Origin of the sequence: Caballeronia sp., assembly GCF_028292365.1 — a bacterium.
GTDB lineage: Bacteria > Pseudomonadota > Gammaproteobacteria > Burkholderiales > Burkholderiaceae > Caballeronia.
Genome location: NZ_JAQGMM010000187.1, coordinates 1 through 11624, shown reverse-complemented (window position 1 = coordinate 11624; position 11624 = coordinate 1). Strand labels below are relative to the sequence as shown.

At 59.3% G+C, this 11624-nt stretch carries 9 protein-coding genes and 1 pseudogene; 4 read left to right on the top strand and 6 right to left on the bottom strand.

Annotation, left to right across the window (positions count from 1 at the left end):
• Window positions 1-29 precede the first annotated feature (29 nt).
• From JWR14_RS11550 to JWR14_RS11540, 3 genes are all read right to left on the bottom strand, one after another.
• Window positions 30-1088, bottom strand: a complete 1059-nt coding sequence (locus JWR14_RS11550; protein ID WP_299706113.1) for a sugar ABC transporter substrate-binding protein — start codon at window positions 1086-1088, stop codon at window positions 30-32.
• A 657-nt stretch (window positions 1089-1745) separates the two neighbouring features.
• Window positions 1746-2876, bottom strand: coding sequence for a class C beta-lactamase (gene ampC, locus JWR14_RS11545; protein ID WP_366144520.1), 1131 nt, complete (start codon window positions 2874-2876; stop codon window positions 1746-1748).
• A gap of 164 nt (window positions 2877-3040) precedes the next feature.
• Entirely contained in the window at window positions 3041-3445 is a 405-nt protein-coding gene (locus JWR14_RS11540) for a cupin domain-containing protein (RefSeq protein WP_299706108.1), read from the bottom strand.
• A 186-nt stretch (window positions 3446-3631) separates the two neighbouring features.
• On the opposite strand from JWR14_RS11540, the pseudogene JWR14_RS11535 reads away from it, so the two are divergent.
• Together JWR14_RS11535 and deoA are read left to right on the top strand one after the other, a co-directional pair.
• Window positions 3632-4507, top strand: a pseudogene (locus JWR14_RS11535) (LysR family transcriptional regulator); the annotation flags it as partial.
• 170 nt (window positions 4508-4677) lie between these two features.
• The gene (deoA, locus tag JWR14_RS11530) at window positions 4678-5997 is read left to right on the top strand and encodes a thymidine phosphorylase (protein ID WP_299706105.1); all 1320 of its coding nucleotides are present in this window, start codon (window positions 4678-4680) and stop codon (window positions 5995-5997) included.
• A 69-nt stretch (window positions 5998-6066) separates the two neighbouring features.
• On the opposite strand, the gene JWR14_RS11525 is transcribed toward deoA, so the two are convergent.
• Entirely contained in the window at window positions 6067-6723 is a 657-nt protein-coding gene (locus JWR14_RS11525; protein ID WP_299706102.1) for a TetR/AcrR family transcriptional regulator, read from the bottom strand.
• A gap of 264 nt (window positions 6724-6987) precedes the next feature.
• Here JWR14_RS11525 and JWR14_RS11520 point away from each other — a divergent pair, with 264 nt between their 5' ends.
• The gene (locus JWR14_RS11520; RefSeq protein ID WP_299706100.1) at window positions 6988-7386 is read left to right on the top strand and encodes a DUF3331 domain-containing protein; all 399 of its coding nucleotides are present in this window, start codon (window positions 6988-6990) and stop codon (window positions 7384-7386) included.
• A 31-nt stretch (window positions 7387-7417) separates the two neighbouring features.
• On the opposite strand, the gene JWR14_RS11515 is transcribed toward JWR14_RS11520, so the two are convergent.
• Window positions 7418-9061, bottom strand: a complete 1644-nt coding sequence (locus JWR14_RS11515) for a tannase/feruloyl esterase family alpha/beta hydrolase (protein WP_299706097.1) — start codon at window positions 9059-9061, stop codon at window positions 7418-7420.
• A 274-nt stretch (window positions 9062-9335) separates the two neighbouring features.
• Window positions 9336-10196: a LysR family transcriptional regulator gene (locus JWR14_RS11510; protein ID WP_299706094.1), complete on the bottom strand. Its 861-nt coding sequence runs from the start codon at window positions 10194-10196 to the stop codon at window positions 9336-9338.
• Window positions 10197-10320: 124 nt separating this feature from the next.
• Between JWR14_RS11510 and JWR14_RS11505 the strand changes: the two genes are divergently transcribed.
• A partial coding sequence (locus tag JWR14_RS11505) for a DHA2 family efflux MFS transporter permease subunit (protein WP_299706091.1) occupies window positions 10321-11624 on the top strand: 1304 nt, incomplete at its 3' end.

The following is an 11624-nucleotide window of genomic DNA, read 5'->3' as shown; positions in this document are numbered from 1 at the left end:
AGCCGGATCCCGTCCTGCGTCGCGCCGGTTCAGTTCGTTATGCCTAGTTTCTTGCACCCGTCGGCGTAGCGGTCGGTGCACAGGTCCTTGGCGCTCGCGAAGCCCTTGTCGACGACCTCCGCCTTGAGGTTCTTCGCCGTGATGACCGCCGGCTTGAAGAGCTGCGACGGTGTATTGAAGAGCGTCGTTTCACCCTTCGGGGTTTGGCCGGTCAGGAAGCCGACAGCCACCTTCGCCGCAGCAGCCGCGACGATCTCGCTCGGTTTCAGGATCGTGTTGTACTGGTCGCCCGAGATGATCAACTGCAGTCCCGCGAGCGTCGCGTCGTTGCCGGTCACCGGCGGCACCGGGTTGACGCCGGCTGCCTTGAACGCCGCAACGGCCCCACCGCCCGTGCCATCGTTGGCGGCCACGACACCGACAATTTGCGACCCGAAGCGTGTGATCTGCCCGCTGACCCACTGCTGGGCCTTCGGCGGTGCCCAGTCCGGCGTGTCGTACTCGGCTAGTGTCTTGTAGCCACTGCCTTGCACCCCCTCGTGACTGCCCTTTTTGATCAGCCCTGCTGCCGCGTCTACGGGCGAGCCATTGACTTGGAGCAATCCGCCCTTGGTCGTAGGCACGCCCGTTTCTTTCAGGTGCTGGACGAGCGACTGCGCGATGGCCTTGCCGATATCCTCGTTGTCGAACGACACGTAGTAGTTAGCCGGCGTCGATGGTATGGGCCGGTCATAGGCGATTACCTTGACACCCTGGCTCTGCGCCAGACGGACCAAAGAGGCGGCGGCCATCGAATCCACCGGGTCGAGAACCACAACCTTCGCTCCCTGGGAAATCACCGAGTTGAACTGCTGCTGCTGTGTCGCGACGTCGCCATTGGCGTTCTGGTAGAGCACCTTGCAGTCGGGGCAGAGCTTGGCCATTTCGGCCTTGAAACCGGGGAAGTCATGTTGTTCGTATCGCGTCGAGCCCTCGTCGGGCATCAGGAAGGCGACGGTTCCGCTCGGCGCGGCAATGGCTGCCGTGCTGCTCATCAGGAGCCAAGTTAGCGCGCTCGCGCCGATCAGCTTGTTCGAATGTCTAGTCATGGCATGTCTCCGTTTTAAGGTTGTTTGCGGCGCAGGTGTCGCCTGAACCTGTACCGGTCTCCGACCGCCTCACCGGCCGGCCCAGCGCCCGTGTCGTCAATAATCCGGCAATAACCAGCCTGATTGACAGCGTGGGTCGCCAACGCCGGAAGCATCTGATTCACGCGCACGTTGCATCAGTGCTGCATCAGATTAGTCCGGGTTTTTCAGACCGATTTAGATTAAATCAATTGATTTAACTCAGTCAACGGCATTCGTTCGTACTCCGGGGAAACACCGATCTTCGCTTGCAGCGGGTTTGCGGGACAAATCGGATGCCGCGTGCAGGTTGGAAAGCCGGCCGACGATCTGGCGAAATGCCGACGAAGGTATTAGCCGATCCCGATCCGTTCAGGGGACTGACCTATCGGGCGATCGTCCAGCATCTCGGCCGCGTACTGGCGACGCCGCTAGCGGAGCAGTTGGAGATCATCAATATCGTGGTCGCCACGACATTAAGATATTGCTGCTACATTCCCGACAACCGATGGAAAAATCATCTGCTGGGTGGAAACGCGGCTTTGGAGTCGCCAGTTGCAAGCGATTCCAGAGCCGCTTACACATTCTGTTCACCCACGACCCGGGGAACATTATCCGACCGACCTACGCGAAAATCGCTCAGTCCTTCGGACCTACCTGCGGACCAAGCCGAGTCAGTATCTGGTACGCAGCCGTCACTCGTTGAGCGATGGGGTAATTCTTATTTGCAAGCATGACGATCCCCAATTTCTGAGCGGGAACAAAAGCGACGTAAGTTGCAAAACCATTAGTCGAGCCCGTCTTGTTGATTAACGCATTCGCTTGCGGCTGTAGCGGAGGAATTATTTCAGTCGCTTTCGTAGCCTGATAAGCCATCGCGTCTGAATTACCCGCCAGCAGCGTTTTCAGTTCCACGGGATACGGATATTGTTCCCATATCAGGTCCTGCGTGATTTCACCCGCTTTGAAATATCCGGTATGGGTGCCGTTGATCGCGCGTTGCAAATCGCTGTCAATTTTAATCATCTGCATGTTGGCTGCCACAAACCGGATCATGTCCGGCGCACTAGCTTTAATTCCATAAGCCTCCGAAGACAGAGCCCCCGCACTCAGCCTGATCGGAGCGCCCTGCTTCGTGTAGCCTTGGGCATAGTCCTTCATCTGATCCGTCGGCACATTGATATAGCTGTGCGTTATTCCAAGCATAGGAAACAACTTCTTTTCGATGGCATTATCGAAAGGTTCATTCATGCTCCGGGCGGCAATCATTCCCAGCATGCCAATACTTGGGTTCGAATAGACCCTATATGTGCCGGCAGCATAAGACGGTGTCCACTGCCGGAAATAATCCATCAATTGATCATCGTTATGAATGGCATCCGGCACCTGCAACGGCAAGCCACCGGCGGTGTGCGTGCCCAGATTCAGCAGACTGACCTTGTCAAAGTGGCTGCCGCGCAGAGATGGCAAATATTTGCTGGCGCTGTCAGACAACGCAAGGTTGCCCTTGACCTGAGCGTAAGAAGCCAATGTTGCCGTAAATGTCTTGCTGGCTGACCCAATCTCGAAAAGAGTTTTATCGGTAATCGGTTGGCGGGTTTTGAGTGATGCCACACCGTAGTTATAAGAGTAACTCTCTCCATTGACGATCACAGCGACTGCCATGCCCGGAATTCGATATTCCTGCATCAACGGACGTATGACGCTATCCATCACGCCAGCGATCTCTTTCCGTCTGTCGTTGCTTTCCGCGTATGTGCTGGAAGCGATAAAACAGGAGGACACTAAAGTAGAAATCAAAAGGCGTTTAAAAAAACCGCAACGCATGCAATCTCCTTGGCCTAATGGCCTAAATACAGGGCGCGAAAAGATGTCTCGGTCCTATGCATTGAAAATCTGACATTTTGCGCGTAGCGTCGGCCACGCATTACTGTTTACTGCGGGACGCTGACGTTAAACGGTTTCCCGGGTGTGGACACCCAGGTTGCGATGACTGTCGCGCCTTCGGGCCCAGCCTTCGTGACGTGAATCGCATTGGCCGGGATCTGGAAGCTCCCTCCCGCGCGGATGACTTTCACCGTTCGGCCCTCCACCTGCAAGATTATCTCGCCTCTCGTGACGTAGCAGACCTCGGGTCCAGTCGCCATGTGGCGCGGTTTTTCGGCACCGGGCGGGAACTCGGACACCCCCATCCCCATCTCGCGATTTGTCCCGTTCACACTGACTCTTTCCAGTACCTGCGTTTCCTTTGCCGCGGGCGCCGCATAGGCGGCCATGGCAGATTGCAACGCAATCAGCAAGGCACCAAGAATCCGGGGGATGGAATGGCGTAATTTCACAAGTGTTCCTTCAGTTAAACATCGAAACCACAACGACTGCAGTGAATCCAGGAGTCGGTCATTCGCCATCGCGTGGCTCGCGCAAATTCATCGGCGAACATATTCAACGCCGAGCAGAATATCGTCCCTTTGCGAGCCGTCTACAAGCGAGCATAATTTCTGTTTGGGTAAAGAAAAACTTATGTCATGGCCTCCATCCGTCCTCATCTTCCGCTGAACGCCTTGCGCGCATTCGAATCGTCGGCACGACACCTTAGCTTCACGCGCGCTGCGCTCGAACTCAACGTGACGCAGGCTGCCGTCAGCCAGCAAGTCCGGATGCTCGAAGAGCGGCTCGGAACCACTCTGTTCAAACGGTTGCCGCGTGGACTCGGTATGACCGACGAAAGCCGCGCCCTTCTTCCCGTACTGACCGACGCATTCGGTCGCATCGAGGGCGTGCTCAAGCAATTTGAGGGCGGGCATTTTCACGAAGTGCTGACGGTCGGAGTTGTCGGCACTTTCGCAGTCGGCTGGTTGCTGTCGCGGCTCAAATCGTTTCGGGAGACACACCCCTTTGTGGAGTTGCGGCTCCTGACCCATAACAATCTGGTCGACCTGGCAGCCGAGGGACTGGATTTTGCAATCCGCTTTGGCGACGGGGCCTGGCCTGCAACGCACAACGTCATGTTGCTCGACGCTCCACTGACCGTGCTTTGCGCACCGGACATTGCGAGAAGGCTTGCCACGCCGTGTGATCTTGCTAAGGAGACCTTGCTTCGTTCGTATCGTACCGACGAATGGACCGGCTGGTTCAGCGCCGCCGGGCTCGATCCATGGGCGGTCAATGGTCCGGTTTTTGACTCGTCACGCTTGATGGTGGAAGCCGCCGTACAAGGCGCGGGGATCGCACTCGCTCCGCCTGTGATGTTTGCCCGGGAACTGCAGGCGGAACTGCTCTTCCGCCCTTTCGATACAGAAGTCAGAACGGGCAGCTACTGGCTGACGTGGTTGAAATCGAAGCGCATGTCGCCCGCCACTGAACTGTTCCGTCACTGGATTCTCGCGGAAGCAGCGGAGGCAACGACAACGATAACAACAACGGCCGAGCAAACTGAAATTGCTCCACCTGAGAGAACGAATAAGAGTACGAAAGAATCCGCTTCTTGAATACAAGGGCACTCAAGGCAACACTCCCGTTCCGGGCAATTTGAGCAACCACCCGAACGCGACCTTCCCCCGAGGAATCATCCATGTTCTTGCCACAGGAAATCGTTCGTAAAAAGCGCGATAGACAAGCGCTCTCGAAAGAGGACATCGCCGGTTTCGTACGCGGCATCGCCGAGGGCAGCGTGACCGAGGGGCAAATCGCTGCCTTCGCGATGGCCGTGTATTTCAACGACATGAGCGTCGACGAACGCGTGGCGTTCACGCTCGCGCAGCGCGACTCGGGCCAAGTGCTGCAATGGCGTTCGTTCGATCTGCCGGGTCCGGTTCTCGACAAGCATTCGACGGGTGGCGTCGGCGACCTGACTTCGTTGCTGCTCGGTCCCATGGTCGCGGCCTGCGGCGGATTCGTGCCAATGATCTCCGGTCGCGGCCTCGGCCACACGGGAGGCACACTCGACAAGCTTGCCTCGATCCCCGGCTACAACATCGCGCCCGACACCGGCGCGTTCCAGTGCATCGTGCGTGACACCGGCGTCGCGATCATCGGTCAAACGGCGCAATTAGCACCTGCAGACCAGCGAATCTACGCCATCCGCGACATCACCGCGACGGTGGAATCGGTCGCGATGATCACCGCATCGATCCTCTCGAAGAAGCTCGCAGCGGGCCTCGAAGGACTGACGATGGACATCAAGGTGGGTTCAGGCGCGTTCATGCCGACCTACGAGAAGTCAGTCGAACTGGCGAGAAGTATCGTCGATGTGGGTAACGGTGCCGGGTTGAAGACGACTGCCGTACTGACCGATATGAACCAGCCGTTGGCACGCTGCGCGGGCAACGCGCTGGAGATCCAGTGCGCAATTGACTACCTGACGGGGCGCGTCCGACCAGTGCGGCTACATGACGTGACGCTTGCGTTGGCCGCACAGATGCTCGTGCTCGGCGGTCTCGCCCATGACCTCGCTCACGCTCAAGTAAAGCTGAATGCGGTACTCGACTCGGGCGCCGCTGCCGAACGATTCGCGCGGATGGTTAGCGCATTGGGCGGCCCGAGTGATCTGCTCGACTCGCCCGGGCGTTATCTGGGGCATGCGCCGGTTGTCTTGCCAGTTGCTGCGCCGCGTACGGGTTGTGTTGCGCGAATTGATTGCCGGGCAATCGGTCTGGCTGTCGTCGGCCTGGGCGGCGGCCGGCGCCGGCCCGAGGACAAGATCGACTACCAGGTTGGTTTGACGGAGCTCGTCGAGCTTGGTCAGCGTGTCGATGCCGGCCAGCCCCTCGCTGTTGTGCACGCTCGAGGCCTGGAGGCCGCACAAAGCGCCGCGAGCGAAATTCAAGCTGCGTATTCGTTCGCCGTGAACGGTTTAGCGGTGCCGCCAAGCGTGTATTGCCTCATGGATTGAGGTGCGTGACTGAGCTACGTGACTGAGCCGCACAAAGCTGCACGAACGACCTCAATTGTCTGCACGCCTTCAAAGCATGCTGAGCGCGGTGACGAGTACGGTCTGTTTGAACTTCACCGGATCTTTGGGCAGCGAAGAAAATACAGCCAGCACGTGGCTATACGACACCGTCTTGCCAACCGCATTAGTCAACATGGCGAACAATACTTCCGGGTCGTTGGGTGACAGTTCGCCTGAATCGATTGCATCAGTGAGAAGGGGCACAAACACGTCGTGGTAAGGACGCAGAAGACGATCCATCAGTACATCCAGCCGCTCCCCCTGCTCGGTCGCCGTTGTCGAGAAAAACATCCCGACATCCGGTTCGCTGAACACCTTGTCGATAAAAAGCGCCAGCGCCCGCTCGACCCGCTGACGATTCGTCAGATCGGCGGTACGTAGCTCTCCTGTAGCTTCGATCATGGGGGCGGCATGCTGCGCTATTTGCTCAACAACCGCGATCCACAACGCTTCTTTCGAACCAAAATGATGCGAAATGAGCGCCGGATCCACACCGGAGTCCCGTGCGATTTCACGCACGCTCGTTGACTCAAACCCGCGCTTGGCGAACGCCTGCCGCGCGCTTTTGAGCAACGCATCGGAGCCGGCTATTTCGCTGCAGGCGGGCCGTCCGCGCGAGCGTTTCTCCTTGGCGGCTTGCACCGGGCGTGGGGTTGAAACTGTCATGATTCGATCCGAATTCCAAAGCTGTCAGGTGGGCCCGAAGTTTAACCGACGCACAGTGCCCCGCCCTGCATCGGCGCCGTGCATCGATTCACGCGGCGTTTGACATCGACCGCCTGAGTGCCTACTATCTCATTAATTCATCACTCGTTGAATAATATTCCGTAACAGACGCTTCGCGCAACCGCAATTCAGCATGACGCGGCTGCCTCGTCGTGACACCGGGAATGCCCGGCTGCCCGGAATTTCTTGTAAAGGAAAGGTGAGATGCTCAAGCAACATGCCAGTGCATGGTCTCAAACCGTCGCGTTACTCGACAACGCACGCGCCCGGCAAGTCGCCGATGAAGCAACAAGAATCGCCCGGCGGCGCCCGGCAAAAACCATCTGGACTGATCACGCAGCGTTGATGGTCAGCGTGATCGAACTCCCCACTCCACGCACTGCCACGGTCTCATGGTGCGACCCGCTTTCGGGCTATTACGGGCATCAGACGTGGCGCGTAGCATTGGCCAGACAAGGTGGCGAATGTGTGCTCACCGGCAAGTCCATCAAGCGGGGTGACTTCATCTATCGACCGGCGACCTGTCAGCCACCGCCCGGCAATGCAGGCGCGATGATCATTGCGTCAGAGCTGGTGCCGCAGGGCACGCTCAGTCACTCTTAGTCAGCGTCAGGAAGTCGGCGCACGAGTCCGCTCACGGGTTCTCGCATCGAAAACTCGAGGCATTGTTGATGTTGCCCTTGCCCAGGTATTTGGGGTAACCCGGATACCGGCACAGCGGCCGGGTCCGGCCATTGGTCGCGCTCGCTATGTCGGTCCCGACCAGCGTCTCCGGCGCGATGTTCATCGTGACCCACCGGTCGAGCGCACCCAGTTCATCCCACGCGGGAATGAACACGCCGTTGCCGTGCTGGAATCCCGGCACCATGTAAAGCCGCATGAAGGAATCGACAATACTCTGCCCGTACTTCTCAACCAGCGAATCATAAAAGGCGATGGTCTGATTCGGGCTGATGACTTCATCGGCGAGACCGTGCATGGTGATCAGCTTGCCGCCGTGCGCGATGAACGCTGACATGTCCGGGTTCATCGCCCCGACCGTCGCCGACAAATCGATCAGGCGGGACTTGTAGGTTCCCGGACGATTGACATCGAAACCGAGCGTGTTGAAGCGCAGGTCATGCGTGACGAAGTACTTCATGTAACTGTCACCTTGCGTGAACAGATATCCGTTGGCATCGAAACGCAAAGGCTGCGTGAGCACCGATGAATTTCCAAGGCCCAGTCCACTTGAAAAATCCACGCCCTGGAACACGTTGTAGCCGTAGTACTTCGTGGCCCCGTAGGCAAGTTCATACGGCAGCGTAAAACCATCGCGCAGCACCTCCAGCGTCGCAAGCTGCGCCTCCGACAAGCAACTGTCCCGCAACGAGGGCCGTTGCCCGTTCGCGCATCGCAGTTGCGCGATGATCTGCGGCTCGTGTTCGCGGCACGCTTGCACGTCCGAGACAATGCCGTCGATCGCGCCATCCAGCCCGTCGCATTCGTGAAGCACGGTTTCGACCACGCGTTTTTGCTGGGCCGGCCCGACGAAACCACCTGGCGTCCCATAAGCCGCTTGCCCTGCTTTCACGCCCATCAATCGCACGCCCGAAAAGTTGATGGCCGGTGCGTTGGCGATCACGCCGTCGTAGTCGTCGGGATATCGTTCGATCACCGTGAACGCTTCGCGCCCGCCGGTCGAGCCGCCGGCGAAGTAGGTTTGCTCGGGCTTGCGTCCGTAGCCCATGATGATCAGCGCGAGCGCGACGTCATGCGTTTTCTTGAGATGACCGTAGCCAAAGTTGATCACCGCTTCGTCGTTCATCGCGAAATCGGCGCGACCGGAGTTGCCTACGTGGCCGGAATCGGAGCCGAAGGTCGCGTAGCCGTTGGCCAGCGGCGAAGCGTAAGGCGCGAAAGCCGTAGGCTCGGTGCCGCTCACGATCACGCCGTTGTAGCCGCCCCCACCCATTTGCAATGCGCGGCCGTTCCAGCGTGCCGGCAAATTCACCTCGAAGCGGATGTCGGGCGTGGTGTCCAGTTGCGCCTTGATGACGCCGACCAGCCGGCAGTACTCGCCATTGCGATTTTTCGGCGCGGCGGCGGCCACGACAGACGCGCTCAGGATCGTGGCGCCCTGAGTAGGCAAGCCGATCACCGACGCCGGCACCGACTGGCCTTCCAGTTCGGCGCAATGCTTGACGACGTATGACGCAGCGCTCGCGTGAGCGCTGCACGCGAACAGGGCGGCGAACAGCAGGAGCGCACGCAGGAAAGGGGTTGTAGCTTGGGGCATCGCCTAATAAGTGAATTGCTGCGGTGCCTGACTGCAATCAGCTGCTGTGCCAGGGTTGAAGCGAAAAGCCGACAGCGTTTTCGCCGCACAATATATAAGAAGCGTCTTATTGGCAGAAATCCGATTGCCATAATTCGTTGCGTTCGCACAACCGGCTTGCACGGTCTGGATTTCCGCGCTGCGATTCAATTCATCCGATGAAACCCGCCGTACCTGCGTCAGCCCTTGGTGCACGCGCCATGCCCGGATCAACAACCAGCAAACCAAGAGCCAGTCATTCACTTGCCCATTCGCCCCGGAGATCGCTGTTTTGCAGAATTTCCAGCAGTGTCTCGGCTGGACGACTCAAATGCTTCGGCCCCAACGCGATGAATTCGACCTTCGGCAATTCAGGTAGCGCCGCGCGATTCACCGGCGGCGAAAGTCCCCTGCCCGCGAGGAAATGAGACCGCACGGTGAGCCCCAGCCCACCGCGCGCAGCGGCGATGCACCCTGCATATGAGCTGCTCGTGCAGACCATTTGCCAGCGCGCGCCGACCGCGGCCAGCGAGTCGAGCACCACGGCGCGCGTCACGCTCGGCTCGGCGACGAGGATCAACGGCAGCGGTTGCTCAAGGTCCACTTCAGTGCCCGTCAGCCCGAGCCATTCGAGCTGACCGGAAAACAGCGGAATGCCGCGTGGATCCCCAATGCGCCGTTTGCCGATCAGCAAATCGATCGACCCAGCGTCCAGCAACTCGTAAAGCCGCCCCGTCATGCCGATGGTAATTTCCAGCTCGACGTCCGGATGAGTCCGGCGAAACGCGGCCAGCACGCTGGGCAAGGGGCCGAGCGCGACGTCGTCGGAGGAGCCCAGGCGCACGCGGCCCCTGAGGCGCGGCGAGCGAAACTGCAACTCGGCGTGAGTCATCGCGTCCAGGATCATGCGGGCGTGGACCAGCATGGCCTCGCCGTCGGCGGTGAGCGCGAGCGAATGGGTATCGCGTACGAGCAGCCGGCGCCCGACGTGTTCCTCCAGCCGCCGGATGTGCTCGCTCACGCTGGATTGCGTGAGACGGAGCTGGCGCCCGGCATCGGTAAAACTATGCGACGCGGCCACCGTCGCGAACGTGTTCAGCCAGACTGGATTAAGCATTGTGCATTGTGATCGAGTTTATCGATGATAGTCAACGCGGCCAGCGGGGTTCCCGATTGCCAATTGGAGTCTTAAAATCGTCACATCGCGCCAACCCCGCGCGACATTGTTTCTGCTGCAATTGATGACTTCAAAAAACTCACACACGGCGCTTTTGTGGATCGTGGCCGTCGGCTTTTTCATGCAGGCCCTCGACACGACCATCGTCAACACCGCCCTGCCCTCCATTGCGCGCAGCCTGCACGCGCAACCGCTCGCGATGCAGCCTATCGTTGTCGCGTACACGCTGACCATGGCGCTTCTCACGCCCGCGTCCGGCTGGCTCGCCGACCGCTTTGGCACCCGCCGCGTCTACTTCGTCGCCATCCTGTTGTTCGTCATCGGCTCGCTGTGCTGCGCCAACGCGCAGTCGTTGAATCAGCTCATTGTGGCGCGCGTAATCCAGGGGATCGGCGGCTCCATGTTGCTGCCGATCGGCCGGCTGGCCGTGCTGCGCAGCGTAACGGGCGAAGCGTATGTTTCTGCGCTGGCGGTCATTTCAATTGCCGGGCAGGTCGGCCCGATTCTCGGACCGACGCTCGGCGGCTGGTTCGTCGAATCGTTTACGTGGCACTGGATTTTCCTGATCAACGTGCCCATTGGCGCGGTGGGGTTGTTTGCTGTGCACCGTTTTCTTCCCAACGACGCCATCGCAGAGGCCGCGCCCTTTGACTTCATCGGCTGCGCGTTGCTGTCACTCTGCATGGTCGCGTTTTCAATGGCGCTCGACAGTCCCGCGCAAACCCACAAACTGCTGGTATCGGGCGCACTGTTCGTGCTCTCTGCGGTATCTGCACTGGCTTACATTCCCTACGCCAAACGCCGGCGCAATCCGCTCTTCGAGCTGTCCTTGTTCAGCGAGCCGAACTTCAGCGTGGGCTTGATCGGTAACCTGTTGTGCCGGATCGGATCGAGCGCGGTGCCGTTTCTCCTGCCGCTGCTGATGCAATTGCAACTCGGTTATACGCCGCTGCACTCGGGCTTGATGATGTTGCCCGCCGCGTTCGCCGGCACGGTTGCAAAGGGCTGGATCTCGCCGCTGGTGAAGCGCTATGGCTACGATAACTTCCTGCTGTGGAACACGATTCTTGTAGGTGCGTCGATAGTCGGCTTCGCTTCATTCTCGGTGAGCACGCCGCTCGCCATCGAGATCGCGATCCTCGCCGTATTCGGAGCTTGCAATTCCATGCTGTTCGCCGCGAAGAACAGAGTCAAGCACAAGGGCCTGTCGATCAAGGACGCCGGCAGCGGCTACATCCTCTTTTCGATGTTGCAGATGCTGGCCATTGGCCTGGGTGTGTCGATTGGCGGCGGCCTGGTGTCGGTGTTTTCGGCGAACCTCGGCTCGGCTGCGCTCGGGTTCCGGATCGCGTTTGTATGCGTGGGCCT

Excerpts from the sequence above, each read along its gene's own strand:
- JWR14_RS11515 (WP_299706097.1), bottom strand. The coding sequence starts at position 9,061 with ATGCCCCAAGCTACAACCCCTTTCCTGCGTGCGCTCCTGCTGTTCGCC.
- deoA (WP_299706105.1), top strand. The coding sequence starts at position 4,678 with ATGTTCTTGCCACAGGAAATCGTTCGTAAAAAGCGCGATAGACAAGCG.
- JWR14_RS11550 (WP_299706113.1), bottom strand. The coding sequence starts at position 1,088 with ATGACTAGACATTCGAACAAGCTGATCGGCGCGAGCGCGCTAACTTGG.
- JWR14_RS11520 (WP_299706100.1), top strand. The coding sequence starts at position 6,988 with ATGCTCAAGCAACATGCCAGTGCATGGTCTCAAACCGTCGCGTTACTC.
- JWR14_RS11525 (WP_299706102.1), bottom strand. The coding sequence starts at position 6,723 with ATGACAGTTTCAACCCCACGCCCGGTGCAAGCCGCCAAGGAGAAACGC.
- JWR14_RS11510 (WP_299706094.1), bottom strand. The coding sequence starts at position 10,196 with ATGCTTAATCCAGTCTGGCTGAACACGTTCGCGACGGTGGCCGCGTCG.